Source organism: Arcticibacter tournemirensis, assembly GCF_006716645.1.
In the GTDB taxonomy this organism is placed as follows: Bacteria; Bacteroidota; Bacteroidia; order Sphingobacteriales; family Sphingobacteriaceae; genus Arcticibacter; species Arcticibacter tournemirensis.
In genome coordinates this window covers 4,127,913-4,154,046 of the sequence record NZ_VFPL01000001.1, presented here as the reverse complement: position 1 = coordinate 4,154,046, position 26,134 = coordinate 4,127,913, and the positions used below count along the sequence as shown (strand labels likewise).

Here is a 26,134-nt window from a genome sequence, read left to right as displayed (position 1 = left end):
CGACGGTATAGTTGCTTCGTCTGGCTAGTCCTTGGCAGGACTGGGAATCTTAGTAATTAAAATTTTGAAAATACTACAATGAAAGTAAAAATACTGTTTCTTATATTCTTCCTGGCTCTTCTATCCTTACACAATTCGAGTGCCCAGGAAAGGACAATCTCTGGCAGTGTCAGAGAGCGGGGCGTGGGTGATCCCCTGATAGGCGTTAATATTTCATCCAACAAAGGTGCGAAAGCGATCACCAACGAAAGCGGGGCTTTTAGAATCCGGGTCAACACGGGTGATACGCTTAGTTTTACCTATCTGGGATATCAGTTACAACGTGTGGCAGTCACCACGGAAACCACGCCTCTCACAGTCTATCTCTCTGCCTCAAGTAATTCGCTTAATGAGGTGGTTGTTACGGCCCTGGGTGTCAGCAAAGCGAGAAAATCCCTGGGGTATGCAGTGCAGGAGATTAAATCGGGAGCCGTGTCTACCGCAAAATCGACTAATCTGGTGAATGCGTTGTCCGGAAAAGTCGCCGGCGTTCGCGTTACCAATTCACAGGGTAATATGGGTTCATCCAGGATCGTAATCAGGGGTGAAACTTCCATCAGCAATAATAATCAGCCATTGTTTATTGTTGATAATGTTCCTGTGGATAATTCACAACTGGGAGCAGGAGGAAGCCGTGATTATGCCAACGCCATTTCAGACCTTAATTCTGAAGATATTGAATCGATAAGCGTCCTTAAAGGACCTACCGCAGCTGCTCTATACGGTTCGCGTGCTGCCCATGGTGTGGTGCTCATCAAAACAAAATCCGGCCGTAAGAAGGAGGGTTTGGGAATTACATTGAACTCCAATAACGTTTTTGATAAGCCCCTGGTGCTGCCGGAGTATCAGGATGTTTTTGGACAGGGAGCAAACGGGCAGTTCAGTTACGTGGATGGAAACGGGGGCGGCCTAAACGATAACGTCGACGAAAGCTGGGGGCCGAAGATGGACGGGCGCTTGATACCCCAGTTTGGCTCCAACGGGGTTCCCGTGCCTTTTGTTCCTCATCCCGATAATGTAAAAGACTACTTCGAAACCGGGTTTCTCACAGATAATGGTATTTCTATAGCTGATGCTGCCGACAAGTATAACTACAGGGTGTCATTTAACAATTCGCATCAAACGGGGATAACGCCGAACACAAAGTTGAATAAAAGAAATGTGTCGTTTAATACTTCCTTTAAGCTTGATCCGCGTTTAACACTTACCACTACCGGTAATTATTTTATCACCGATGCTCCTAATCTTCCCGGAGTAGGAGGGCGCAGGGCAACCAGTACGATGTTACAATTCGCATGGTTTGGCCGGCAGGTGGATATAGATAAGCTGAAAGAGTCGTATTTTTCAACCGGCAGTCCCAATAACTGGAATAATGCGTATTATCCAAACCTTTATTTTGGAGCTTATGAGAATACAGTTCAGCAGCGGCGTGACCGTATCACGGGGAACGTTGGACTGAAGTATGATATCAACTCATCCCTTAGCGTGAATTTTCGGTCTGGCGTGGATAATTATAACGACCGGCGCAAACTGCGTATTGCATACGGTACCAGCGGCACCCCTTTTGGATCTTACCAGGAGACCGGTTACAAGGTGAATGAAAACAATACAGAGCTTAATCTAAATTACGATAGAAAGATCAATTCAGATTTTACTGTAAATGCACTTGCCGGAGCCAACCTCAGAAATAATACGTATGAAGAAAATGATCAGAGAGCTCCCCGGCTTGCAGTAGCAAATGTATACACACTTGCCAACTCACGGGATCCTTTAGTATCTGCAAGCGTATTAACCCGCAGACGCGTTTACAGTGTTTACGGCTCTGCCCAATTAGGGTTTAGAGATTATGCTTTTATTAATGTTACCGGTAGAAACGACTGGTCATCTACTCTACCCGCAGAGCACCGGTCGTACTTTTACCCTTCCGTAAACGGAACACTCGTGTGGAGCGATCTTTTAAAGATACAAAGCAACATATTTAGTTATGGGAAAATCCGTGCAGGATGGGCAAAGGTTGGCGCCGATGCAGATCCCTATAAATTACTTGACAACTACAACTTTGGATCTCCTTTTAATGGTTATCCTGTGTTAACAACCTCTGGTACCAAAAATAATCCTTTGCTTCAGCCGGAGATGACAACTTCAACAGAATTAGGGTTGGAGGCCGGTTTCTTTTCAGGTCGTGTGCGGTTAGACCTGAGTGTGTATAACACAAGAAGCAAGAACCAAATCCTCGAGATAAATGTAACTCCTACTGCTGGTTATAACAAGCGGGTAACAAATATTGGAGAGATTAAAAACAAAGGTTTGGAGGTACAGCTTGGACTTACGCCAATAAAAACAAAAGCCTTCCAATGGGACGCCGATATAAATTTCGCCGCAAACAGGAGCCGCACTTATGATATTGAGCCTCAGATTCTGGGAACCGATGGCACTGCACAAGTTATTGCCGCATCCGGACGCCCTTACGGCACTATAGTCGGCATAGGCTACCTTCGTGATTCAAACGGGAATATTGTGGTAGGTGAAGACGGATTGCCACAGTCCGATCCAACACTGAAAGAACTGGGGCATTTCCCTCCCAACTGGATCGGGGGCATAAATAACAGCTTCAGTTATAAGAAAGTCAGCCTGAGCTTCCTTATCGATGCCAGCATCGGCGGCAGTTTATATTCAGGAACCAATTCTACCGGCGATTACACCGGGGTACTCAGACAAACGCTGCCGGGACGTGATAAAGAGCACGGGGGGCTTGAGTATTATTATCCTGGGAATGATAAGCGTAATCCTGCGATGCCGCTTAATGGTCCGGCTCCTGCAGGCGTTACTGTATATGATGATGGTATCATATTCGCAGGTGTAGGAGAAAACGGAAGTCCGAACACGCAGATTATCGCAGCTTCTCAATATTATAAGTCCCGTTCAAGCATTGACGAGCAATATGTTTACAGTGCCTCCTACGTTAAGTTTAGGGAGCTGAAGCTCGGTTACGCTTTCAATCCTTCATTCCTTAAAAAGATCGGACTTCAGAACGCTGTGGTTTCTTTAGTGGGGCGGAACCTGTTTATCATCCATAAGGAAGTTCCAAATATTGATCCTGAAACAGCTTTCAATACCGGTAACGGTCAGGGCCTGGAAGACCTGACTTACCCCAGTACCCGCAGTTTCGGACTTAATTTAAACCTGAAATTTTAAAACGACATCATGAAAAAGATTATATATATATGGACAATTTTGGTAGCCAGTTCCATATTAGTTTCCTGCCAGAAAGAACTATCGGATATTAATAAAAATCCGAATGCGGCAGAGAGCCCGCAACCCGATTATCTTTTAACCTCGGTTATCAAATCGGCGGCCGACAATTATTGGGGAAGTACCGCTAATTACAGTGCCAGTCAATTATTTATACAGCAGTGGGCCAGAATTCAGTATACCGACGTCGACCGGTATGTATTTAGCAACGCCAGCTTTTCTTCCTTTTGGGCTACGGTATACGCAAATAACATTACCGATCTCAACACGATTATTGACCTTGGTGAAGCACAGGGCAATCCGAACTACGCAGGTGTCGCACATATTCTTCGCGCATGGGACTTTCAGCTGCTAACGGATGCCTTTGGAGATGTCCCGTATTCACAGGCCGGTAACATCGATCAGTATCCCAATCCAGTGTACGACAAACAGCAGGATGTATATCATGGGATACTGGAGGAGCTGGATTTAGCTTTGACGACGCTGACGGAAGGATCTGCACCAATAAGCGGAGATGCAATTTACAAGGGGAGTATTGGCAACTGGAAGAAGTTCGCAAACTCTTTGAAACTTCGTATCGCTCTTCGGATCTCCGATAGAGAACCGGAATTGTCAAAGCAAATCGTAGCCCAGGTGCTTGCGAGCCCTGCCGGCCTGATCAGCAATAACGCTGAAAATGCTAAAGTAACATATGAGGCTTCGCCAAACTGGAATCCTGTTGCAGCTATTTTTTCCACCCGTCAGGATTCCCGGATCTCGAAGACGGTGGTAGACCGGTTATATGATCTGAATGATCCCAGGCTGCCGGTATATGCCGAACTCCCTAAAGACACTACTAAATATGTTGGCGTACCAAACGGACTTACAACTGGCGATGCAGCCAATCTCGGATTATCCAAAACCTCAAGACCTGGTGGATATTTCACAGCAGCCGAGGCCCCTGCAGTTATCTTAACATACGCTGAAGTCCTGTTTCTACGGGCAGAAGCAGCCGCGCGCGGCTTAAGTAATGAAGATGCCGGGGATTTCTATAACAAGGCGATTGCTGCTTCCTTCAATCAATACGGTATCGCGAGTCAAACAGTTATTAACGACTACCTTGCTCAGAGTTCGGTAAAATATAATCCTGCAAATTACAAGAGATCTATCGGAGACCAGAAATGGATCGCCTTGTTCGGCCAGGGATTGGAAGCCTTCGCCGAATGGCGCCGGCTTGATTATCCACAGTTGCAGCCCGCCGCCGCGGGAGTGCTCAACGGGAAGATTCCTGTTCGGTTTATTTATCCCGGTACAGAACAAACTTTGAACAGTAAGAGCTATCAGGACGCAGTAAATGTTCAGGGTACAGATAATCTGCTTACACATCTGTGGTTCGACAGATATTAAATATCTAAGGCAAATCAGGAAAAAGCGGCGGTGACGAAAGTCATCGCCGCTTTTCTTATATTAGAGAAATTTACTTATCAATATGTCGTTTCAAGGATATCTCAAAACTATCAAAGAAAAAACAGGCAAAGGCCCGCGGAGTTTAAAGCACTCGCCGAAGACAAGGGTTTTATTCAAAATGGAGAACTGAAGGTAAAAGCCGGAGAAATTACAAATTGGCTTAAAGAAGACTTTGGGCTGGGTCATGGCCATAGCATGGCTATTTATGCCTTATTAAGAGGCTTAAAAGACGAGAATAGTGATTAGTGCCCAACGGCACTCGAAGGAATCCATAGATAGTTTGTCAGTTGAACTTTGCTCTGAATTCAAGGGGTGAAACATCCGTTTTTAACTTGAACAGTTTGCTGAAGGACTGAGGATGCTCAAATCCCAGCTCGTAAGCAATCTCACTAACCGATAATGTTGTGGCTGATAGTCTTTCTTTCGCTTTCTCAATCAGATAGTTATGAATGTGTTGCTGAGTAGTCTCACCTGTAAGGCTTTTCAATAAACCGCTTAAGTAATTAGGAGATACGTTCAATGAGTCGGCGATATACTGTACGGATGGCAAGCCGCTGTTTATCTGTTTACAGGAGCTAAAATACTCGTTTAATATAATTTCGAATCGCGATAATATTTTATGATTAGATATTTTTCGCGTGATAAACTGACGTTGATAAAACCTGTCAGCGTAAAATAACAGCGTTTCTATTTGGGCAATAATGATGTTTTGACTAAACCTGTCCAGATTATTGTGATATTCCTGCCTGATGTTATCAATAATCCCCTTCATTGTCGCTTCTTCCTTCTCGGAAAGATGAAGTGCCTCATTCGCTGAGTAACCAAAATATTCGTACCCCTTGATGCTGGTACCTAATGAAGTATTCCATAGAAAGTCGGGATGTAACAATAAAATCCATCCCGAACGTTCCCATGTAGCAGCGCCTTCAAAAGATACACCATATACCTGCCCGGGAGCGATAAAGAACATTACCCCTTCGTCAAAATCATATTCCTGTTGCCCATAATGCAGTTTAGCATTTAAATTTCTTTTAACTGCAATGGAATAAAAATCGCAAACCCAGTTTACGTCGGCAGTATCAGCAGACAGTTGAATATCCGCGTAATTTACAATACTTATCAGCGGATGCTGAGGTGCCTCTAATCCACGACTGCGATGAAATTCCGTGATGCTTTTTAAGTGAATGATTTTTTTTCCAGGCATGAATACAATATAATGATTCTGTTGATAATGCTGTTATGGAGGTGCTTGCGCTTTACACTTATAATTTACAACTTATTACGTATAACTTAGCACTGCGAGTTGTAAACAGCAGCAAATTCCTTTGCATAGTCGGCAAGCTTCACAGTGCCCATTTTTTCAGGCCGGTTACAATAATAGTCTGCAGATAGCAACCCTGTTTGCAGCGCACCATACATTTCTACCAGTCCGGCTGCAATTGAGGGATTCATTCCTATAGTCAATAGCCCATTCAATGCTTCTTCATCGCTGATAAGTTTCCATTTTAAATCGGGTATGCCAATAGCTGTACCCAGAACTTTTGCTGTGTCGTCACCATTCAGCTCCTCGCTGGCGACATAACGAATAGGAGTGCCTGCCGGTGCTGTTAATTCTTCAGCCACAGCCGCTGCAATATCAATAGGTGATACCCATGGAATGATATTTTGGGTGCCGTAGTTGGCGCTTATGAGCCCTTCCGTTTTTATTCCATTAATATAACCCAACAGGTTGTAATAAAAAGATGTAGGGCGAATAAACGTAAGGGTAACATCACTCAACCGACCCAAAATTTGTTCCACGACGTGCGTGCTGGCCAGAATTCCGTTTCCTTTTTTTAAATGAGCTCCGATACTGCTTAGATGTACTAAACGCTTGACAGCCGATTTATTTACTGCTTGTTCATAGTTTCTTGCCAGCCTTTCATAATAGGCAGGAAGATCGAGTGTATGGTCGAAATAATTATTCGGCGGTATCATCGTATATACCGCATCCTTTCCTGTAAATACGGAAGTGAGAAAGTCTTCATCTTCCAGAGATCCAATTGCGGCCAAAGCGCCCAGCGCCTCAATGTCTTTTCTTTTACCAGCATTACTGCTGATAACGGTTACTTCATGCCCTTTCTGTAGCAATTCAATGGTCAGCGGTTTGCTGATGTTCCCTAAGGAACCTGTTACTGCGATCTTCATTTGTCAATTATTGTTAATACAAATTTCCGACCCTAGGAACGGACTAGCGTAGCCAAAACTACTTTTGTTGTAGCCGAATATCCTGACACGTTCATTGCAGCCGCTTATAGAAAGTTTTTGTTTTTGCGTATCCGCTATTGTTCTATTATTGTAGAATAGTATAGAATAATATGGTGTTTTTTAAACTGTGCAGAAAGGCTCTTTTTTTATTTGTCTCACTTGTCTTTGTATCCCGGCTTGATTCCTTTGCTGCCACAGACAGGGTAGATATATCATATGGCAAAAATGGCATGATCAAATACGACCTCAATAGTGGGAAAATGGATATTTACCTGAACGGTAAACTGATATTTTATAATGGGTATGCTCAGGCAAAAAATAACGACGAGCTATTATATGTACAAAATTATAAAACGCATAATTATTCTAAAAAAACACTAAGTGATCTCTTTGGAAAAGGTATTAAGCATACAATCGAATATCGATCTCCCGGATTACCCATCATAAAGCATTGCATCTATACTTATCCGGCCAAAGACTACTTTTTTATAGAGATTACTCTGGAAGGAAAGAATCTTAAATCCAACTATCTTGCCCCGCTTATCGCCGGTTTCAAGAATGATGAAAATGATTTGAATAACCGCTCGCTTTTTGTTCCCTTTGATAACGATGCCTGGATCAGGTACGATGCCAAAGAATGTAATGATGGGATGGAAAATACAAGTTCTGAGGTCGGTGCGGTCTATAACGAGAATTCCGGTAATGCGATAGTTGCGGGCTCAGTAGAGCACATGGTGTGGAAGTCCGGCGTGGCAACGAAAGCTTCATATACCGGCAATAAGCTGGAAGCATTTTCTGGCTACTCTGATAAAGACGTTACCCGTGATCAGCGATTCCACGGATTTATTGAAGGAGATGTGATAAGGTCAGCTAAATTTTTTGTTGGATATTTTGACGACTGGCGCACCGGATTGGAAGAGTATGGGAAGGCTAACCGAAAAGCCGAAGTACCTTATATTTTTTATTGGAATAAAGCGACACCTATCGGCTGGAATAGTTGGGGAGCATTGCAAACGAATATCACTTATTCAAACGCTACACGTGTGGTCGATTTTTTCGCCGATAGTTTAAGTGGCTTTAGAAGTGGAAAGGATGTCTATGTTGATCTTGATTCTTACTGGGATAAAATGATCAAAGGAGGACTGGAGGGCGACTACTCTGAGCTTAAAAGCTTTGCCACATATTGTTTGAGCAAAGGAGTACAACCGGGGGTTTACTGGGCTCCTTTTACAGATTGGGGATTTAAAGCAGGGAAGGAAAGACGTGTCGAGGGAAGTTCTTTTACTTACGGGGATCTATGGACTAAAGTTAACGGAGGATATCATGATTTTGATGGCGCGCGTGCTTTAGATCCCACGCATCCCGGAACACAGGAAAGAATTAAACTGGTAATCGGAAAGTTAAAAGAATGTGGTTTTAAAATGATCAAAATCGACTTTCTGGGCCATGGGGCGGTTGAAGCAGACTCATTCTACAATAGGAAAGTTAAAACGGGAATGCAAGCCTATAAAATAGGGATGGAGTATTTGTTGAAACAGCTCGGCAACCGAATGCTCGTTTATGCGGCGATTTCTCCCAGCATGGCGACTGGGCGATACGTCCACATCCGTCGCATTGCCTGTGATGCGTTTAAAAGTATCAGCGAAACCGAATACACGCTTAACAGCGTAACATATGGTTGGTGGCAAACCTATTTATACAACTACCTGGATGCCGACCATGTGGTTCTGGCAAACGAAAGCTACGGTGAGAATAAAGCCAGGACATTGTCTGCCGTTATTACCGGAACTTTTATAACTGGCGATGATTTCTCTGTCGCCGGTGCCTGGACAACACGGGCAAAGGAGCTCTTTCAAAAAAAGGAACTGCTCAATCTTGTAGCCGATGGAAAAACTTTCCGGCCGTTAAATGGAAGCGCCAGAAAGTCGGCAACCGGAGTGTTTTGGAAAAAAATGGATGGAATCTGCTACCTTGCGGTATTTAATTATGGAGATTCAGAAAAGGATTTCGTGCTAGATCTTGCAAAAGCAGGGCTTTCAGCGCAAAGCGTTTTCGTCGCAACAGACGTCTTTTCCGGAAGACTTTACAACATAGGGCAAGGGAAGCAAGTGCAAGTCGCAGCAAAAGATGTTATTTTGCTTAAGTTTAAAATATAGGAATAACAAGGCATGCAAGGGAAAGAAGTATGCTATTAAAGATGAATGGAGATCATTCATCATGCTGGCAAACTGACGGATTGCTGCCGCATAAACGAACTCCTTTCCGTAGGCAGGGAGAATCACCTTACTTGGTTCCGTATTGTCAGATGCAGGAATAAATTTGTAAATTTGTATTGATGGACGAAAAAAGTCTCTACATAATTGCGGGCTGCAATGGTGCAGGAAAGACAACAGCTTCTTTTACCATTTTACCTGAAATTATCGAATGCAGAGAGTTTGTCAATGCAGATGAAATTGCAAAGGGACTTTCACCTTTTCAGCCTGAAAAGGTAGCGATTGAGGCAGGCAGGATTATGCTAAGCAGAATAAACGAGTTGTTAAAGGCTAATGAAAGTTTTGCTTTCGAAACAACACTGTCTACCCGAAGTTATAAGAATAAAATTCTAGAGGCAAAACAGAAAGGTTATTCAACTATGCTGCTCTTTTTCTGGTTAGAAAATGTAGAGTTAGCAAAGGAACGTGTAAAAAGTAGGGTCGCGGAAGGTGGACATAACATCGATCCGGAAGTTATTGAAAGGCGCTATCATAAAGGAATCAATAATTTATTTAATATCTATCTTCCCATTGTTGATGATGCATTAGTTTTCGATAATTCACTTGGTCGGCATGAGTTGCTTGCGCAAAAAGATGGGAGAGGGCTAATTGTAGTAAACGATGTCAAATTCAATAGGTTAAAACAATATTATGACGAAGCTTGAAAAACAAAAGGAATTGAGAGAACGGATTCTTGCGGGCCTTGATCTGGCTTATGATAGGCTGATTAAGTTTAAAAAAGAACGAAACAGCGAACTGGTAGTCATTAAAGATGGTAAGATTGTGAAGATTAAACCTGAATGAATCTTTGCCGGGAGTTGAATATCAGTAAGCCACACACCCAATATAGAATTAAATCTTAAAAGTATAAAAAAGCGTGAGGGAATAGGTAGGTAACGAGATCACCGCCCTGCCATAACCGATCCTGCGGCCTTTTTCATTGCGACAGCGCTAAACTCCGTATCCGCAGCCTCTTTCAGAGCAATGAAAGCAGCCGCGAGTTTCTTTTTTGGTAGCTTTTTTCTTTGCGGTCAAAGAAAAAAGTACAAATCCCTTAAAACCCAAACCTCTTGCCAATCACCACAAAAGAAGCCCCTTCATCACTCTGCGAAGTGCTGACATCCTGCTTCTTCATACCGCCAGGATCCCTTTCAACGGAGCCGCCCCTTGATCGCTTCCCCCGCTGTTTCTTCTGACCTGCAGCCGCCTGTTCGGCCAGTTCGGCCATTTTCACTAACAAGGTATTGCCAGAGTACCCTTTCATTATGGAATAATCGTCCCAGGCCTGCTTCTTTGCTTCCTCCGACTGTCCCATAGGTGTTGCCTCAGCGATTTGAAAGGCCGCTATGATGGCTGCCGGACTGAACGAGAGGGTATTGATCAGCTCGATGCTGTCATCCATGTCATTCCGGGTCAGGCATTCCAGCGACAAGGTTACCAGTATCATACATCCCTGGGGAATGGTCCCTTCCATTTCGAAGTCCTGTGCCTCCAGGGCCCTCCCGTTGATCACTGTCACATCCTTTACAGCCACATATTCATAGTATTCGCTGCGGAAGTTGAGGGCTGTGACCAGAAAGCGCAGCCGGAACCTGCCGGTCATCTCCCTGAACTTTGCCGGTACTTTCAGGTCGGTATTGCTGTGGAGGGCATCCATCTGGATGCGGATCCTGCCTTCAGGGGTGAGGGATACCACCGGTTTTACCTTCAGTGCTTCATTCAGGGGACTTTCAGCATTGAATTCAAAGCCCTTGAGGCAGTCCAGGTCGCCATCGTGCAGGTCACGGTTGCCCCGGGCAGCCGTTCTGCTGCCTAAGATGCTGTGGTATACCGCACTGTTGAAGCGGTTCACCATGGCCCCGTCGTGACGGTTGCGGAAGACAGGATTCAGGGCATCGCGGATAGAGGCCGCCGAGGTGCTGGCCAGTCCGAACTCGCAGGCGCTGGCGCGGCTGGCCAGGGTCTGTCCTTTCTTTCTCTCGGGAAGCTTCTGCACCACCGTATGGGTACGGAACCTTCGGAATACTACCGTGCCTGCCGTTCCGCGCAGGGCACCATTTTTCTCTAAAATTGCCATAATCGTTATTAAAGGGCTAACTGAAGCGTCGTTAAGGCCCGGGGGAGAATGATTGAATCGAAGGTCCAGAGGGTCATGGGCGCCGGAGCTGCCGGTTTGCAACGTAAAGTTGGGATAATACGACAGAAAGGTCAAGACAAATTCGCAATTTAAACACAGTATAAAGAAGGCAACCGGATTACTGGCTAAATCGTGCATAAAGTCCGCCTTTATATACGAAAGGCGGGCTCTGGGCGGAACATAAGCAGTATATCAGTGGCATTAATAAAACTCAATTATCAGCGGGGTATGAGAAATATATTACTACCCTGAGAGAGATGCAGCTGCTTTACTTGCAGAAATGCGTTAGTCCACGGCACAATGTAAACTTACCTCTTCAATAGCAATGTGCTGACGTACTGAAAATAAGATAAACCTACTGTATATGTAAGTCTTCGCTCGGATGCCAAAATGGGAAGGCACCGCTGTATAGCGGTGAAGCGGGACTTAATGGAGTAAACGGACTATCAATAAAGTGTAAAATGTTACAGTTGTCGGGGGAGTAATTAAAAGAAACAGTATGTTTGCAAAACATACTAAGTGGTATCTTATGTCGAAAGCAAGTGCAACCCGTCTTAACATTTTACAAGCTGCCTTTGATCTCATTTATAGGAAAGGATTTCAGGCGACGAGCATTGACGATATTATTGCCACGACTCACGTAACCAAAGGCGCTTTTTTTTATCATTTCAAAAATAAGGAAGAAATGGGACTGTCTATCATTAACGAGATTATGTATCCGTCGATGATTCCTTTTATGCTTCGATTCCTGGAAAGACCTGGCGACGTACGAAAGAATATTTATGAGATGATGAAGAGTCTTTTGCTTAAAGCACCTTCTTTCAAAGTTGAATTCGGCTGTCCGGCGGTAAATCTCATTGAGGAAATGGCGCCGCTAAATGAGACGTTTCGAAAGGCGCTTTCTCAGCTCGTTGTAAGATGGCAAAAAGCTATTGAAGAGGCATTGATCAAAGCTCAGGCTGCCGGCGATATCAGTGCTCAACATAACCCTAAGGCAATCTCCATGTATATTACATCGACCTATGGCGGCATACGAAACATGGGAAAGGTATTTGGAAGGGGCTCTTACAATCAGTTTCTTAAGGAATTTAAAAAATATCTGGACACTCTAAACTAAAAAATTTCATTAAAAACATACCAACTAGTATCTTATGTATTATCTATTGCTTTCTTTCCATTCCCTCATTCGATGGTTCGTGTTATTTAGCCTGCTGCTATCCCTGTATATGGGACTTAACGGCCTGGTCTCAAAAAGAATGTTCAGCCCGCTGGTAAACACGGTCAGGCACTGGACGGCAACTATTGCTCATATTCAATTGATGATAGGAATAACAATATATTTTCAAAGTCCTGTAGTTAAATATGCTGTATTAGATAGCGGTAAGGCGATGATCAATGACGGTATTTTCTTTCGATACCTGCATATTTCGCTAATGTTCATCGCCGTGGTTTTTATAACGATCGGGTCGGCTAAGGCTAAAAGGATGACTACGGACGCCGAAAAATATCGCACCATGCTAAGATGGTTTACTGCCGGTTTGATCGTTATCCTGCTTGCTATTCCATGGCCGTTTTATGAATATGTATCACGCCCGTTAATACGGAGATTTTAATAACCCATACCGGAAAGTGGGTAAACGTCTCTCCCGAAATAGTCAAAACACAGAATAAATTAATAAGTAAGTTTTATGAAGCATTTATTTAAAACCAGGCTTGGACGGTTGCGTCTGCTTGGCTATCTTGAAGGAATATCCCTTTTAATCCTGATCTTTGTTGCAGTGCCCATCAAATATTTAGCACACGATCCCTCTGTTGTTAAAACCCTAGGTCCGCTGCATGGAGCCCTTTTCTTATGGTTCATATTCGAAACGACGAGTGTCGGTATAGAGGAGAAATGGGAATTCAGGCAAACAACATGGAAAGTACTTTTGGCTTGTATAATTCCATTTGGAACATTTTACGTAGACAGAACAATATTAAAGCCTGCAGACGAAAGGTAGCGAAAAAATGCATATTATATCTCGGCAGCGAGCTGAAGAGTAATTATTTTACGTAACTTGTTTTTTACAATTCACCTTTGTATTGGTTTGATAGAATTGTCGTTTTATATAGGGAATAGTTGCGGAAATCCTGATGGTCTTCAGTTCACTACCCAAGGGTTATCTTTGTTTTACTTCAAAATCTATATAAATATAAAGAATGGGGCATTTACCGAAACTCATAGAAGATTTAGCATTAATTCTGGTGGCTGCAGCAATTACCACCTTGTTGTTCAGAAGAATAAAGCAGCCATTAGTATTGGGCTATATTATAGCGGGTTTTATTGTAGGTCCTCATTTATCGTTAACACCAACAGTTGCTGACACAGAGAATGTAGAAACGCTGGCAGAAATTGGTGTTATCTTTCTGTTATTTAGTCTCGGACTTGAGTTTAGTTTTAAGAAGCTGATGAGGGTAGGCGGGGCAGCTTCTATAACGGCATTTGTTGAAATTATTTTTATAACGGTTACCGGATACTTTGTCGGGAAAGCAATGGGATGGACTACCATGGACAGCCTGTTTTTGGGCGGTATGCTGGCAAGTTCTTCTACTACGATTATCATTAAAGCGTTTGATGAACTGGGTGTAAAAACCAAGCAATATGCGCGTATCGTGTTTGGCGTATTAGTGGTCGAAGATATAGTGGTCATTCTACTTATGGTGCTTTTATCTACTGTGGCAGTTACCAACCAGTTTGAAGGAACAGAAATGTTATTTATGGTCGGCAAACTGTTGTTTTTCCTGCTATTATGGTTCATTACCGGTATTTTTTTACTTCCTACTTTTTTAAAGAAAGCAAAGGCGCTGCTCGATGAGGAAACCCTGCTGATCCTTTCTATCGGGCTTTGTCTGGGGATGGTCGTGGTAGCAACGCAAGTAGGTTTTTCGGCCGAACTGGGAGCCTTCATCATGGGGTCGATCCTGGCCGAGACAACAAAGGCTGAGAAGGTAGAGCATTTAATAAAGCCCGTTAAAGATCTTTTCGGTGCTGTCTTTTTTGTCTCTGTAGGAATGCTGATCGACCCGGCAGCTATGGTTGAATATCGCTGGCCTATTCTGTGGGTTACATTATTGACATTGCTCGGCAAATGCTTTAGCACAACCCTTGGAGCCCTGTTATCGGGCCAGCCTTTAAGGCAATCTGTTCAGGTAGGAATGAGTATGGCACAAATAGGGGAGTTTGCATTTATCGTTGCTGCTTTGGGGCTCTCTTTAGGGGTCACCAGCAGTTTTGTTTTCCCGGTAGCAGTAGGAGCATCAGCCATTACCACATTTACTACTCCTTACATGATCAAGTTCTCGCCCACTTTTTATAATTTCCTGGTTCGGATACTACCCGGTAAATGGGAATCCCGTTTAAGTAATTATTCTACCAGCACACAAAAGATACAGGCAGAAAGCAACTGGAAAAAGGTATCGAAATCCTATTTAAGTATAGTCATTACAAATGGCATCATCTTATTGGCTCTCATGCTGCTGTCGTTGAAATTTCTTCAGCCTTTCCTTAACGGATATATTGCTGAAGACAATACCTTGAATATCGTTACTCTTGCTGTCTCACTTTTAGTTGCTACTCCATTTTTATGGGCGCTTATGACTAAAGGTCCGAATAATATGAGTTATAAAGAATTATGGCTCGACAGGCAATATAGTCATGGCCCTCTATTAATATTAGAGATTTCAAGAAATATAATAGGGGTATTGATCATTGCCTTTTGGGTAAACCAGCTTTTCTCGGGTACTGTAGCTATCCTGATCGCCGTTTCAATAACCATCATTGTATTATTCTTATTCTCTAAACGCATTCAACGGTTTTATCAACGGTTGGAAGGAAGATTTTTAATTAATCTGAATGCCAGGGAGATAGCGGCAGAGGAGATGAATTCTTCTTCCGATAACATATTGAGGAGGCATTTTAAGCCCCAGCAGGAGCTTTCGCCATGGGATGCCCACATGGTAGATCTCGAAGTGAACCCCCAGGCAGACTATGTTGGCAAAACCCTGGAAGAACTGGGCTGGCGCGAAAAGTATGGCGTCAATATTGCCTATATTAAGCGCGGAGACAGAATAATCTATGCCCCTGGCAGGACCGCCAGACTATTTCCATTTGATCATGTTGGCGTAATTGCATCGGATGAGCAGATGCAGGCATTTAAACCTGTATTTGACGCGAAAGAACATGCTGATAGCAACGGACAGATTGTAGAAGATATCGTGGTGCAAAAAATAGTCGTCGATGAGCATAACAAACTCAAAGGTCTTACCATACAAAACTCGGGCGTCAGGGAGCGGACCAATGGATTGATCGTTGGTATCGAAAGGAATAAGGAAAGGATAATCAATCCCAACTCAACCACCGTTTTTGAATGGGGAGATGTTGTATGGATAGTTGGTGAGCGGCACAAAATTCAAAAATTAAATAAAGTGTCGGGGGGAATCTAACATCATCCTCTTTCTTCCGCTCGTCCGGGCTTTCCTTCCTCTCGTCGGGAAAACGTTTCTATAAGCTCATTGTCGTTGCATCTTCGTATTGTATTATTCGATACGATGAAACAACTATTACTAACAACGTTAATCATTACTTCTGCGTTTTACGGATTCTCTCAAACGGTTATTTCGGGGACGATAAAGAACCAGAAGGGGCAGCCTGTAAGACGGGCAAATATCACACTTGGAGACACATACGACGGTGCTTCTTCGGATAGCATGGGCCGGTTTACCTTTATCACTTCCGAAAAAGGCCGTTTTAGTTTGCTTTATTCTGCCATCAATTACCAGGACGATAGTGTGAAAGTGCAACTTGACGGACGACCTGTAAGCCTGCAGGTGATAATGAAAAAAAAGGTAAACGAGCTGGATGCGGTTACTATTACGGCAGGTACCTTCGAAGCAGGCGACAAAAAACGGGGAAGTATCCTGAGTTCACTGGATGTAGCATCCACAGCGGGGGCTAATGCCGATATAATCAGCGCTCTACAGACTTTACCCGGAGCGCAGACCACTTTTTCTGAAAGCGGATTATTCGTAAGAGGCGGCTCGGCCGCTGAGACAAAAACCTTCTTTGACGGCATGCTGATTAAGAACCCATTCAATACACAGGTTCCTGATCAGGCATCGAGAGGACGGTTTTCTCCCTTCCTGTTCAAAGGAACGTCGTTCTCGGCAGGCGGCTATTCAGCATTATACGGACAAGCGCTTTCTTCTGCCTTACTTCTTGAGAGTAAAGACCTTCCGGAGAAAACGACTACCGGGGTCTCTTTACTATCTGTGGGGGCTGGGCTCGACCAGACTGTCCGTTTTAAAAACAGCGCTTTGACAACAGGAGGCTTCTATTATAACCTTAAGCCGGCCTTTGCGGTGATCAGGCAGCGCCGGGAGTGGGATAAAGAGCCTGAACAGTATGGAGCAACATTACAGTATAAATTGAAGACTTCTGACACAGGGATTTTTAAATGGTACAGCGACTTCAGCAGAACCACCCTGGGCCTTTATACCAGCGATACCGAGAACCCGCAGGAAACGAGCTACTTTAGCAATACCAATAAAAACACGTATATAAATACCTCATACCAGGATTTTATAGGTAAGAAATGGAAGATTCAGACGGGCCTTGCTTTTAGCAATACGGCAGATAACGGACTGCAAAAAGAAGATCAATATAACAGGACCGACCGGGTTTTCCAGGGCAGGGTTGTGGTAACACACTTCTTGTCCTCGCTCTCCAACCTCAAATTCGGAACAGAGAGTTTTGCCTTTAAGCGGGAAGAAGGGATGAACGACAGATCACGGGATTACAGTGATCGTTTGACGGCCGCCTTCTCTGAGGCCGAAATATACGTCACTCCATCGTTAGTGAGCCGTGTGGGGTTACGCGCAGAATATTCGTCGTGGATTGACCGTTATAATGTTGCTCCAAGAGTTTCTCTTGGTTACAGGACAGGTTCCTTCAGTCAGGTGTCCTTAGGATACGGTAAGTTCTACCAGAACCCGGAGGATGAATACCTGATCCTTCAGCCACTCAACTTCGAGAAGGCAGATCATTACATTCTCAACTATCAATACGGCAACCCGAATTATACTTTCCGTGCAGAGGCATACTATAAGAGCTATACTCAGCTAACCCGCGACTTCGGTGGGACCTTAAGTAATTCGGGAGATGGATACGCAAGGGGAGCAGAGCTGTTTTGGAGAGACAAGAAAAGTATACGAAATGCTGACTACTGGATATCCTATTCTTTTCTGGACACAAAAAGAATGTTTGCTGATTACCCCACCCGTGCTGTCCCGCCCTTTGCTGCGAAGCACACTATGAACGTGGTCTACAAACAGTTCTTTGAAAAGCTGAACTCGCAACTGAGTGCTACGTATACTTTTGCTACAGGGAGGACATATGTGAACCCATCCAATCCGGTGTACCTTGCAGACAAAACCGCGAATTTCAACAATCTAAGTTTGAACGTCAGCTATCTCACTCATATACTTAAACAGTTCACTGTCGTATATCTGTCGGCAACGAACGTTCCCGGGTTCAACAATGTATACGGATATCACTATTCAAGGGACGGTCATTTCCGGCAAGCAATTCAGCCGGGAGCTGACCGCGATTTCTTTATCGGTTTACTTATGACAATCGGCGACAATACGTTTGTCCGCTGATGAAGATCATCGAAATAACAATATAAACAACATAAAATCATGAAAATCTTTCAAATTAACATTGTCGTTGCCCTGCTCTTTCTGGCAACTACTTCATTCGCTCAGTCAGAAAAATATAAGTCTGCCATGGGAAAAGGTCTGCAACTGCTTCAGACTGCTAAAGATCCCGACTCATTTGCTGCGGCTGCTAATCACTTTGAACGGATCGCAAAAGTTGAAAATACCCAATGGCTGCCATCCTATTATGCATCTTACTGTAACCTCATTGCCGGGTTGCTCGGAAAAAAGGAAAACATGGACCTCCTCCTTGATAAAGCCCTCGTCCAGATTTCAAAGGCTGATTCACTGTCCGCCGACAATAGCGAGATCTACACAGTCAAAGGATACATCGAATTTATGAAAATGTCGGTTGATCCGATGAACAGACTGGCTTTTATGAAAAGTGCGGCGGCTTCTCTGGACAAGGCTATCGCTCTGAACCCCGACAATCCAAGGCCTTACCTTGTCAAAGGTCAGACTGTTTTTTATACTCCAGCCGCGTTTGGCGGAGGTAAGGATGTTGCTAAGCCCCTTCTCGAAAAAGCTGCTGCAAAATTTGCTACCTTTAAGCCAGAGAATGAGATAGCTCCTGATTGGGGAAAGGAAAGGAACAACGAGCTACTGACACAGTGTAAATAAAAGACCGGAAAAAAATGTTTGAAGGCAGGGCAAAATACATTCAGGGGGAGTGGTTTAAAACGAATGCGATCAATCTATTAGGGGGCATCGGTATCGGGACTCTGATCTACCTTTTTATTTCGGTAACGAGGGGGCGGTTTGTGCAGGCACAGATATTCTGGACATACTGTCTCTTTAGTGTGATGATCTCCTTTTGCATCATGAATAGCATTTATATTGTCCAGACTCTTTTCCATTTACGATACGACCGGCTGTCCTTCATTATTGCCTATTATGCCGCTTGTTTAGTTGGAATGGCTGCCGGTACAGAGCTGGCGAACTTTATTCTTTCGCTTGCGAATGGAGGACCATACAGGTTCTTTCATTTGCATGATATGCTTTTCTCTACCCTTATTGTAATCATCGTTTGCACCATAAGCTTCGTTTACCATTCGCAAAAGTCGGCGCTGAAGATCCAGATAAGGCAGAAAGAGCTTGACATGATGCGTCTTACGCAGCTTAAAACACAGGCAGAACTTGCAACGCTCCATGCCAGGATCAATCCCCATTTCCTTTACAATGCGCTGAATTCAATCGCAAGTCTCATCCATCACGACGCCGACAAGGCAGAGTCAATGACGCTCAAACTATCAAAGCTTTTCCGGTATAGTATCAATCAGAACAGTGAGGATCTGGTACTGATTAAAGACGAAGTTGAGACCGGAATTACCTATCTCGATATTGAAAAAATACGGTTTGGGGATCGTATTGCCTTTAGTCTGGATGTCGACCCCGAGCTTATGGATGCCAAAATCCCGCGATTCCTCATACAACCTCTTGTTGAAAATGCGCTGAAGCATGGATTAAAAAACGTAACAGAAAAGGGGAGCCTAACGATCCGAATCCGGCGCGAGCAGGGGCTTATTGAAATTGTGATTGCCGATAATGGCACTCCATTTCCGGCAGAACTGCAGACAGGATACGGTTTACAAAGTACATACGACAAGCTCTCTCTGCTGTATGGCGATAATTATCAGGTGTGCATAGCCAACGAACCGGTAAAACAGGTCAAAATTCTTATTCCGCTTAGGTATGAATAGAAAACTTCAGACTATCATTATTGACGACGAAGAGCTCGCGCGGCTGCGATTGATCCGGCTTCTCAAAAACTACAATGACATTATTAATATAATAGGGGAGGCGGTAAACGGTGAAGATGGATTGAAAAAAATTGAAGAGCTAAAACCAGATCTGATCTTCCTGGATATTGAAATGCCTGTATATAATGGATTCGAGATGCTGTCGAAACTGGAAGATCCACCCAGGGTAGTCTTTACAACGGCCTACGACCAGTATGCCATTAAGGCATTTGAGGAGGATTCCGTTGATTATCTTCTAAAGCCTGTTGAAGCAGAACGCCTGGAATTAACCATGAAAAGGCTGGAGAAGGAAAATAAGAGCGACGCTGTGTCTCTCCCCATTGAATCGTTGTTGAAACAACTCAACATAAAGAAAGACACGAAAACATTGACCGTGAAAATTGGTGACAGGATACTCCTTATAAAGCCGGAGAACATCGCTTACATTCAGGCGGAAGATAAATATGTGTTTCTCTGCTGCCTCGACGGAAAGAAACATCTCACCGACTTCACCGTTAGCGGTCTGGAGTCGAAGCTGCCCGACACGTTTATTCGCATAAACCGCAGTACCCTGATCAACACTGACCATATTTCGGAAATCAGGAAAGGCTTCAACGGAACGCTCATCTTTGTAATGAAAGACAAGGAAGCGGTAAAGCTGAGTTCGAGCCGGCGATATGGAGAAGTGTTAAGAGAGCATTTCGAAATTTAACAGGAAAAGAGCTGATGGTCCAGCTTCTTCTGATGCGGAAGATTAATTCGTTGTAATATCGGCCGTTTTTAAATAAGGTTTGCTTCAATTCTGCCTCCTTAGTAAAACCCGCTTTTAACAGGAACTTTTGTGAGGCTAGATTTGAGTGGAATGGCCGGGCGAAAATCCTGTCGATCTCCCATTTAGAGTCCCCGGTCTTTTGAATTAATAGACCAAAGTAATTTCTCCGATAGGGTCATTTTAAACCGTCTCTATAACGAAAGCCGTTAATTCGGCCATCTTTCCTTCGTGAAATCTCCAGACATCGCAGTAAGAGTATTCGATTGTCTTTCCGTCTTCATTCTTCATGCTTATTTTTCCAAGGGCAGTGACAAAATCGCCTTCTGCGATTAAGTTTTCAACGATGAACTTTGGAGGTTCAATGTACGCCTTTGCCATATACTGGCGAACGGCTTCCTTGCCTTGTAATGTCTTGTCGCCTACAAATGTCCATACCGTATCATCGGTGCAGAAAGTCAGGAACCCTTCATTGTCGCCTTTTGTGACAAATGCATTTGCCTTTTCGAGTGTTGCTTTATTATTCAATTTCATAGGGTAGGTCTAATATATGTTCAAGTAAATTCTTAGATGGTAAAAGCAGATACGAATTTAAACATTTTGCCTGCCAATGTCCAATACAAACGGGTGAATGTACCTATCGGACGTCTGATGTAGATTACCGGAATAGAGAAAGTGCTTTCTTTGCGCCTTTCAAAACGGCTACAGCAAGCAAACCGGCAACCAGTCCGAACACTATTTCTTTGACCGTCGACGGTACAGCCGGAAGTACATGGTGCAGGTATTCAATATTGTGAACGAATATGCCGCCAGATACCAAAATCAAAGCGAGAGTGCCAACGACAGCTAAAATTCTGATAATAACAGGAAGCGATTTCACCAGTAAAGAGCCGATTGTAGTTAAAAAGCCTTTGTTGCCCGAATACCTAATGAGCCGGTAGCCAGTATCATCCATTCTGACAATGAGTGCTACAATACCGTAAACACCCACAGTGGCGAGAAACGCAACAGCTGTCACCGTTAAGATCTGTGTTGTAAGATTTTCCTCTGTAACACTGCCGAGTGCGATAATTACGATCTCAATTGAAAGGATAAAGTCGGTTGTTATTGCAGATTTTATTTTGCCTGCTTCGGCTGCAGCGCCGTCTTGCCTGACATCTTCAACGACCTCATGCCCGGTTTTTCCCCTGTGAAAAAGATATTCAATTATTTTCTCAACCCCTTCGTAAGCGAGGTACAAACCTCCAAGTAGCAGAATCACCGTAATGGCCACGGGAAAAATCGCGTTTAATACCAATGCGACAGGGACGATGATAAGCTTATTAATAAAGGATCCCTTCGTAATAGCCCATAGTACAGGTAATTCGCGTGAAGCCAGGAATCCGGTAGCTTTTTCGGCATTAACAGCAAGGTCATCACCGAGAATACCGGCAGTTTTCCGGGCCGCCAGTTTTGTAGTTACTGCTACATCGTCCATGAGAGCAGTGATATCATCCAGAATTGCAAAAAAACCTGATGCCATATTTTATTAATTGGGACGAATATAAGCTTAAATCAAAGATTTATAAATGGTCAGTGCTTTAATCGCAAGGGATTCCCTGAAGAAACCAGTAGGTACTACTGTCATCTCTGGGGGAATGTTGGCTTAAATTGTATAATTTATGTCCTTTTAGACGAATTCTTTATTCTGTAAATTTGATTTATGAATCAGGAGGATTTATCGGTCAGGAAAGATAAGCCAAAAAAACAAGTGGTAATCGTTGCAATGACAGGCCATATGTTGCTTGATTTTTCCGGGCCTGCAGACGTGTTCAATTGTGCCAATACAATTATTGAACGTAGCGGAGGCTCCGGGGGCTATAATGTACTTGTGGTTTCGCCGACTGCCACTAAGCAGGTAACTACCTCTGCCGGAATTGAGATCAATTGCATGTACTCTGTGATGGAAGTCCGCGGTCACATCGATACATTATTGATCGCGGGAAGTAACGATGTTCAGAACCTCGACGATCCAAATTATCAGGAATTTTACAGCTGGCTGTCTGCAGCAGATCAGCAAACACGGAGAGTAGGCTCTGTCTGTGCGGGCGCTTTCGCACTTGCCAAGGCTGGGCTATTAAACGGCAAAAGGGCAACTACCCATTGGGACCGTGGCGGGCAGCTTCAGAAAAACTATCCGTTGGTTCAGGTAGATTCCAATCCGTTTTACACAAAAGACGGCAAGATTTATACTTCCGGTGGGGTGTCTTCAGGGATAGACCTGGCCCTGGCCCTCGTAGAAGAAGACTACGGCAGGGAAATAGCGATGCAGGTAGCCCGGCGACTGGTATTTTACCTCAACAGGCCAGGGTTTCAGGTTCAGTTCGGCAATTTACTGCCTGTACAAGATCATCAAAACATTGCCGAAAAGATGCGTCCCTGGATGATCGAACACCTGCACGAACCGCTTGATATCGTGCGGCTAGCAGATCATATTAATATGAGTCCCAGGAACTTCACCAGAGTATTTCATAAACAAACAGGTACACCACCGGCAAAATATGTAGAAAAGCTACGTGTTGAAGCGGCGCGTAAATATCTTGAAGATACCGATAGCACATTGGAAGAGATCGCTGAGAAATGCGGACTAGGTGGTCTGGTATCAATGAGGAGGACTTTTTTACGTCACTTAATGGTCACACCATCCGACTACCGGAGGGCTTTTAGAACCTCTTTAGCCGATGTGATCACTTAATGTAATTCAAACTTTAAAAATTAACATTATGAAAATTGCAATTAATGGATTCGGCCGTATTGGCCGGATGACACTTCGCGCGCTTGAAAATAAGCCAGAAGTAGAGGTTGTAGCAGTCAATGACCTTACCGATATCAAGACGTTAACACATCTCTTAAAATACGATACCGCTCATGGACGTTTTCCGGGTGAAGTTCTGGAAGATGGTGAAAACATCATAGTAAACGAAAAGAAGATACGTTTACTGAGCGAAAAAGACCCGGCGAAGTTACCGTGGGAATCCCTCGGAGTTGATGTAGTAGTAGAATCAACGGGCCGGTTTACTGATAAATCGGCCGCCCAGGCCCACATCGCCGCAGGCGCAAAGAAGGTACTGATCACTGCACCAGCTACCGGCGGCGTAAAAACAATTGTTCATGGTATAAACGACGATTTGATTGGCAATGATCAGATCTATTCTACTGCATCTTGTACCACCGGCAGTATCGCACCCATATTGTATATACTTGATAAAGAGTTTGGTGTAAAGTCGGGATACATGGTTACTGTACATGCCTTCACGGCCGATCAAAATTTGCAGGATGCCCCTCATAGAGATTTGCGCAGAGCTCGTGCCGCGACGTATTCTATTATTCCGACAACAACCGGTGCTGCCAGAGCCATTGGCGACGTACTCCCCAATCTAAAAGGCATAATGGATGGTTATTCTTACCGCGTTCCGGTGATTGATGCGTCAATCGTCGATCTTTCTGTCAACCTGAAAAAGGAAGTTTCAGCGAAGGAATTGAATGAACTGTTTAAACACTACGCAGAAAACTCATTGAAGGGTATTTTGGAATACACAGAAGAACCCCTGGTGTCTTCTGATATCCTGGGAAATACACATTCCTCTGTCGTGGATGGCACTATGACTAAGAACATTGGTGAGATGGTGAAGGTCGTGGCCTGGTATGATAACGAAGTAGGGATTTCTAACAGGATCGCTGAAATGGTAAGTATACTGTGATTAATTAAAGGCTGTCCTGAATTGTACGGGTGATATCCGGGTTTTTATTTTGAACAGCCTGCTGAAAGATTGTGGATGCTCAAAGCCTAATTTGTAAGCCACTTCACTGATGGTCAGACTGGTGCCCGACAATAGGTCTTTTGATCTTTCAATTAGTTTTTGATGAATATGCTGTTGTGCGTTCAGTCCGGTGAGCGAGCGCAGCATATCACTTAAATAATTCGGTGTGTAGTTCAGTTTTTCTGCAAGATATTGAACAGTCGGGATACCGTGGACGATGGGCTTTTCTTCGTTAAAGTAATTATCCAGCAAATCTTCCAATTGCCGGAGCAGGTCGTTGGTAATCACCTGCCTGGTCAGGAACTGGCGCTTATAAAAGCGCTTGGCATAATTCAACAGCAACTCGATCTGTGAGATAATCACCTCATGGCTGAAGTCGTCGATCCTGCTGTTCAATTCGTCGCGTATAATACCGTAAATGGCGAGCATGGTTGATTTTTCCTGCTCTGACAGATGCAACGCTTCGTTGATGGCATAAGAGAAAAAACCATAGTTTTTGATCTTCCGGGCTAATGGATAACCCTGCAGGAAATCCGGATGGACGATCAGCGAATAACCTTTATTGCCCTCATAATTTTTCGTACTGCCCACAACCTGGTTGGGTGCCGTGAATATGAGGTTGCCTTCATCGAAATCATAATAACCCTGACCATACCTGAACTTTCCTCCCAGGTGGGTAATAAATGTGACCTTATAGAACCCCGTTATATAACTACCCGGAAGCCGGCTCATGTCTATTTGTCCGTTCGTGGCGTCCAATAAGCTGATTAGCGGATGCAGGGGACCCGGAAGGCCCAGTTCGCGATGGAGCTCGGGTATAGATTCTATCTTGCTGACTTTCGGATATTCGTTTTTCATAGTTAAAGATAATAAGTACCGGCGACTGTTTTAGTCACCGGTAATGAATTTACTACCACGGAAGCGCGCCGTCCGGCCCTGTGAAAGTGCCGGTTGGTCCATCTGTTTCCAGCGCCACACGCACCGGTTCGCGCGAGCCCACCTCAACGGTATCAGTACCCTGGAAGTTATTCAGGGCAGTGGCGGTGAAACCGGGGCTGACTGCATTCACCTTGATATTTTCCTTTTCCAGCTCTATGGCAAAAGCCATGGTAACGGCATTAAGCGCTGTCTTAGAAGCTGCATAAACCACACCAAAATGTTCTCTTGCCCAGCAGGCGGGATCGGAGATCCAGGTGAGTGAGCCTAGTCCGCTTGACACATTGACGATACGCGCTGCACTTGATTTGCGAAGCAAAGGTAACATTGCCTGGGTGACGCTGATGACACCGAACACGTTTGTTTCCCAAACCGTCCTTACTTCGTCAAGAGAGGCATTGGTTGCGCGACCAGCCTCGGTAGCATCTTCCAATGTTCTACCCGGTTTGCCCGCATGTGCTATCGCCGCGTTGTTCACCAGCAAGTCCAGACGACCCTCTTCCTTTTCAATACGGTCGACTGCAGCGCTAATGGTTGATTGCTGTGTGACATCCAACTGGATAGCTTGTGCATTAGCGCCAATTTCAGTAGCAGCCTTTTCTCCATTGCCGGGGTTTCGCGACCCGACATATACCTTATAACCATTAGATGCCAGCGCTTTTGCTATCTGAAAGCCTACACCCTGGTTGGCGCCGGTTACAAGAGCAACAGATTGATAGTTTGTTGATGATTCAATTTGGTTTTCCATAAGAGTAACAATTAAT

23 protein-coding genes are annotated in these 26,134 nt (G+C 44.2%); 16 read left to right on the top strand and 7 right to left on the bottom strand.

Features of this window, described 5'->3' with window-relative positions:
* Positions 1 to 78: 78 nt before the first annotated feature.
* Genes BDE36_RS17415 through BDE36_RS17405 form a run of 3 tightly spaced genes read left to right on the top strand, consistent with a single transcriptional unit; the run spans position 79 to position 4,983 of the window.
* On the top strand, positions 79 to 3,234 hold the full coding sequence (locus BDE36_RS17415) for a SusC/RagA family TonB-linked outer membrane protein (protein WP_141815878.1): 3,156 nt from the start codon (positions 79 to 81) through the stop codon (positions 3,232 to 3,234).
* Positions 3,235 to 3,243: 9 nt separating this feature from the next.
* On the top strand, positions 3,244 to 4,677 hold the full coding sequence (locus BDE36_RS17410; protein WP_202618126.1) for a SusD/RagB family nutrient-binding outer membrane lipoprotein: 1,434 nt from the start codon (positions 3,244 to 3,246) through the stop codon (positions 4,675 to 4,677).
* Positions 4,678 to 4,707: 30 nt separating this feature from the next.
* Positions 4,708 to 4,983, top strand: coding sequence for a DUF4287 domain-containing protein (locus BDE36_RS17405; protein ID WP_235904269.1), 276 nt, complete (start codon positions 4,708 to 4,710; stop codon positions 4,981 to 4,983).
* Positions 4,984 to 5,020: 37 nt separating this feature from the next.
* Here BDE36_RS17405 and BDE36_RS17400 read toward each other — a convergent pair whose 3' ends face one another.
* Together BDE36_RS17400 and BDE36_RS17395 are read right to left on the bottom strand one after the other, a co-directional pair.
* Positions 5,021 to 5,941, bottom strand: coding sequence for a helix-turn-helix domain-containing protein (locus BDE36_RS17400; RefSeq protein WP_141815876.1), 921 nt, complete (start codon positions 5,939 to 5,941; stop codon positions 5,021 to 5,023).
* A gap of 86 nt (positions 5,942 to 6,027) precedes the next feature.
* Positions 6,028 to 6,924: an NAD(P)H-binding protein gene (locus BDE36_RS17395; protein ID WP_141815875.1), complete on the bottom strand. Its 897-nt coding sequence runs from the start codon at positions 6,922 to 6,924 to the stop codon at positions 6,028 to 6,030.
* A 170-nt stretch (positions 6,925 to 7,094) separates the two neighbouring features.
* Between BDE36_RS17395 and BDE36_RS17390 the strand changes: the two genes are divergently transcribed.
* The 3 genes from BDE36_RS17390 (at position 7,095) to BDE36_RS23915 (ending at position 10,040) form a co-directional block, all read left to right on the top strand.
* The gene (locus tag BDE36_RS17390; RefSeq protein WP_150309368.1) at positions 7,095 to 9,140 is read left to right on the top strand and encodes an alpha-galactosidase; all 2,046 of its coding nucleotides are present in this window, start codon (positions 7,095 to 7,097) and stop codon (positions 9,138 to 9,140) included.
* Between the two features lie 179 nt (positions 9,141 to 9,319).
* On the top strand, positions 9,320 to 9,901 hold the full coding sequence (locus tag BDE36_RS17385; protein ID WP_128770187.1) for an ATPase: 582 nt from the start codon (positions 9,320 to 9,322) through the stop codon (positions 9,899 to 9,901).
* Complete coding sequence (locus BDE36_RS23915) at positions 9,888 to 10,040, top strand: hypothetical protein (protein ID WP_170205924.1); 153 nt, start codon at positions 9,888 to 9,890, stop codon at positions 10,038 to 10,040. The genes BDE36_RS17385 and BDE36_RS23915 overlap by 14 nt, the downstream gene beginning before the upstream one ends.
* A 250-nt stretch (positions 10,041 to 10,290) precedes the next feature.
* On the opposite strand, the gene BDE36_RS17380 is transcribed toward BDE36_RS23915, so the two are convergent.
* Positions 10,291 to 11,511 carry a hypothetical protein gene (locus BDE36_RS17380; RefSeq protein WP_141815873.1) on the bottom strand — a complete coding sequence of 407 codons (1,221 nt, stop codon included), beginning with the start codon at positions 11,509 to 11,511 and terminating at the stop codon, positions 10,291 to 10,293.
* Positions 11,512 to 11,872: 361 nt separating this feature from the next.
* Here BDE36_RS17380 and BDE36_RS17375 point away from each other — a divergent pair, with 361 nt between their 5' ends.
* The 8 genes from BDE36_RS17375 to BDE36_RS17340 all read left to right on the top strand — a co-directional run bounded on the left by BDE36_RS17375 (position 11,873) and on the right by BDE36_RS17340 (position 20,577).
* Positions 11,873 to 12,490: a TetR/AcrR family transcriptional regulator gene (locus BDE36_RS17375; protein ID WP_235904268.1), complete on the top strand. Its 618-nt coding sequence runs from the start codon at positions 11,873 to 11,875 to the stop codon at positions 12,488 to 12,490.
* 34 nt (positions 12,491 to 12,524) lie between these two features.
* A complete protein-coding gene (locus BDE36_RS17370; RefSeq protein ID WP_141815872.1) occupies positions 12,525 to 12,986 on the top strand; it encodes a hypothetical protein in 462 nt (153 codons plus the stop codon).
* Between the two features lie 75 nt (positions 12,987 to 13,061).
* Positions 13,062 to 13,373: a DUF3817 domain-containing protein gene (locus BDE36_RS17365; protein ID WP_141815871.1), complete on the top strand. Its 312-nt coding sequence runs from the start codon at positions 13,062 to 13,064 to the stop codon at positions 13,371 to 13,373.
* A gap of 199 nt (positions 13,374 to 13,572) precedes the next feature.
* Complete coding sequence (locus tag BDE36_RS17360; protein ID WP_141815870.1) at positions 13,573 to 15,855, top strand: monovalent cation:proton antiporter family protein; 2,283 nt, start codon at positions 13,573 to 13,575, stop codon at positions 15,853 to 15,855.
* Positions 15,856 to 15,960: 105 nt separating this feature from the next.
* Positions 15,961 to 18,069: a TonB-dependent receptor gene (locus BDE36_RS17355; protein WP_141815869.1), complete on the top strand. Its 2,109-nt coding sequence runs from the start codon at positions 15,961 to 15,963 to the stop codon at positions 18,067 to 18,069.
* Positions 18,070 to 18,108: 39 nt separating this feature from the next.
* Positions 18,109 to 18,747, top strand: a complete 639-nt coding sequence (locus tag BDE36_RS17350) for a hypothetical protein (protein WP_141815868.1) — start codon at positions 18,109 to 18,111, stop codon at positions 18,745 to 18,747.
* A 14-nt stretch (positions 18,748 to 18,761) separates the two neighbouring features.
* On the top strand, positions 18,762 to 19,826 hold the full coding sequence (locus BDE36_RS17345; protein ID WP_141815867.1) for a sensor histidine kinase: 1,065 nt from the start codon (positions 18,762 to 18,764) through the stop codon (positions 19,824 to 19,826).
* Positions 19,819 to 20,577: a LytR/AlgR family response regulator transcription factor gene (locus BDE36_RS17340; protein ID WP_141815866.1), complete on the top strand. Its 759-nt coding sequence runs from the start codon at positions 19,819 to 19,821 to the stop codon at positions 20,575 to 20,577. The genes BDE36_RS17345 and BDE36_RS17340 overlap by 8 nt, the downstream gene beginning before the upstream one ends.
* Before the next feature lie 240 nt (positions 20,578 to 20,817).
* Here the strand turns inward: BDE36_RS17340 and BDE36_RS17330 are convergent, their stop codons facing one another.
* Positions 20,818 to 21,168 carry a nuclear transport factor 2 family protein gene (locus tag BDE36_RS17330; RefSeq protein WP_141815865.1) on the bottom strand — a complete coding sequence of 117 codons (351 nt, stop codon included), beginning with the start codon at positions 21,166 to 21,168 and terminating at the stop codon, positions 20,818 to 20,820.
* 124 nt (positions 21,169 to 21,292) lie between these two features.
* The gene (locus tag BDE36_RS17325; protein WP_141815864.1) at positions 21,293 to 22,156 is read right to left on the bottom strand and encodes a DUF808 family protein; all 864 of its coding nucleotides are present in this window, start codon (positions 22,154 to 22,156) and stop codon (positions 21,293 to 21,295) included.
* 180 nt (positions 22,157 to 22,336) lie between these two features.
* Here BDE36_RS17325 and BDE36_RS17320 point away from each other — a divergent pair, with 180 nt between their 5' ends.
* Both BDE36_RS17320 and gap read left to right on the top strand, forming a co-directional pair.
* Entirely contained in the window at positions 22,337 to 23,368 is a 1,032-nt protein-coding gene (locus BDE36_RS17320; protein WP_141815863.1) for a GlxA family transcriptional regulator, read from the top strand.
* A gap of 28 nt (positions 23,369 to 23,396) precedes the next feature.
* The gene (gene gap / locus BDE36_RS17315; protein ID WP_141815862.1) at positions 23,397 to 24,374 is read left to right on the top strand and encodes a type I glyceraldehyde-3-phosphate dehydrogenase; all 978 of its coding nucleotides are present in this window, start codon (positions 23,397 to 23,399) and stop codon (positions 24,372 to 24,374) included.
* On the opposite strand, the gene BDE36_RS17310 is transcribed toward gap, so the two are convergent.
* Positions 24,375 to 25,292 carry a helix-turn-helix domain-containing protein gene (locus tag BDE36_RS17310; protein ID WP_141815861.1) on the bottom strand — a complete coding sequence of 306 codons (918 nt, stop codon included), beginning with the start codon at positions 25,290 to 25,292 and terminating at the stop codon, positions 24,375 to 24,377.
* Positions 25,293 to 25,344: 52 nt separating this feature from the next.
* Positions 25,345 to 26,118 (bottom strand): SDR family NAD(P)-dependent oxidoreductase, encoded by a 774-nt coding sequence (locus BDE36_RS17305; protein WP_141815860.1) that lies wholly within the window; start codon positions 26,116 to 26,118, stop codon positions 25,345 to 25,347.
* Positions 26,119 to 26,134 lie beyond the last annotated feature (16 nt).

Excerpts from the sequence above, each read along its gene's own strand:
- BDE36_RS17310 (WP_141815861.1), bottom strand. The coding sequence starts at position 25,292 with ATGAAAAACGAATATCCGAAAGTCAGCAAGATAGAATCTATACCCGAG.
- BDE36_RS17325 (WP_141815864.1), bottom strand. The coding sequence starts at position 22,156 with ATGGCATCAGGTTTTTTTGCAATTCTGGATGATATCACTGCTCTCATG.
- BDE36_RS17370 (WP_141815872.1), top strand. The coding sequence starts at position 12,525 with ATGTATTATCTATTGCTTTCTTTCCATTCCCTCATTCGATGGTTCGTG.
- BDE36_RS23915 (WP_170205924.1), top strand. The coding sequence starts at position 9,888 with ATGACGAAGCTTGAAAAACAAAAGGAATTGAGAGAACGGATTCTTGCG.
- BDE36_RS17400 (WP_141815876.1), bottom strand. The coding sequence starts at position 5,941 with ATGCCTGGAAAAAAAATCATTCACTTAAAAAGCATCACGGAATTTCAT.
- BDE36_RS17355 (WP_141815869.1), top strand. The coding sequence starts at position 15,961 with ATGAAACAACTATTACTAACAACGTTAATCATTACTTCTGCGTTTTAC.
- BDE36_RS17410 (WP_202618126.1), top strand. The coding sequence starts at position 3,244 with ATGAAAAAGATTATATATATATGGACAATTTTGGTAGCCAGTTCCATA.
- BDE36_RS17345 (WP_141815867.1), top strand. The coding sequence starts at position 18,762 with ATGTTTGAAGGCAGGGCAAAATACATTCAGGGGGAGTGGTTTAAAACG.
- BDE36_RS17350 (WP_141815868.1), top strand. The coding sequence starts at position 18,109 with ATGAAAATCTTTCAAATTAACATTGTCGTTGCCCTGCTCTTTCTGGCA.
- BDE36_RS17385 (WP_128770187.1), top strand. The coding sequence starts at position 9,320 with ATGGACGAAAAAAGTCTCTACATAATTGCGGGCTGCAATGGTGCAGGA.
- BDE36_RS17320 (WP_141815863.1), top strand. The coding sequence starts at position 22,337 with ATGAATCAGGAGGATTTATCGGTCAGGAAAGATAAGCCAAAAAAACAA.
- BDE36_RS17380 (WP_141815873.1), bottom strand. The coding sequence starts at position 11,511 with ATGCACGATTTAGCCAGTAATCCGGTTGCCTTCTTTATACTGTGTTTA.
- BDE36_RS17395 (WP_141815875.1), bottom strand. The coding sequence starts at position 6,924 with ATGAAGATCGCAGTAACAGGTTCCTTAGGGAACATCAGCAAACCGCTG.
- BDE36_RS17340 (WP_141815866.1), top strand. The coding sequence starts at position 19,819 with ATGAATAGAAAACTTCAGACTATCATTATTGACGACGAAGAGCTCGCG.
- BDE36_RS17415 (WP_141815878.1), top strand. The coding sequence starts at position 79 with ATGAAAGTAAAAATACTGTTTCTTATATTCTTCCTGGCTCTTCTATCC.
- BDE36_RS17375 (WP_235904268.1), top strand. The coding sequence starts at position 11,873 with ATGTTTGCAAAACATACTAAGTGGTATCTTATGTCGAAAGCAAGTGCA.
- BDE36_RS17305 (WP_141815860.1), bottom strand. The coding sequence starts at position 26,118 with ATGGAAAACCAAATTGAATCATCAACAAACTATCAATCTGTTGCTCTT.
- BDE36_RS17390 (WP_150309368.1), top strand. The coding sequence starts at position 7,095 with ATGGTGTTTTTTAAACTGTGCAGAAAGGCTCTTTTTTTATTTGTCTCA.
- BDE36_RS17330 (WP_141815865.1), bottom strand. The coding sequence starts at position 21,168 with ATGAAATTGAATAATAAAGCAACACTCGAAAAGGCAAATGCATTTGTC.
- gap (WP_141815862.1), top strand. The coding sequence starts at position 23,397 with ATGAAAATTGCAATTAATGGATTCGGCCGTATTGGCCGGATGACACTT.
- BDE36_RS17360 (WP_141815870.1), top strand. The coding sequence starts at position 13,573 with ATGGGGCATTTACCGAAACTCATAGAAGATTTAGCATTAATTCTGGTG.
- BDE36_RS17365 (WP_141815871.1), top strand. The coding sequence starts at position 13,062 with ATGAAGCATTTATTTAAAACCAGGCTTGGACGGTTGCGTCTGCTTGGC.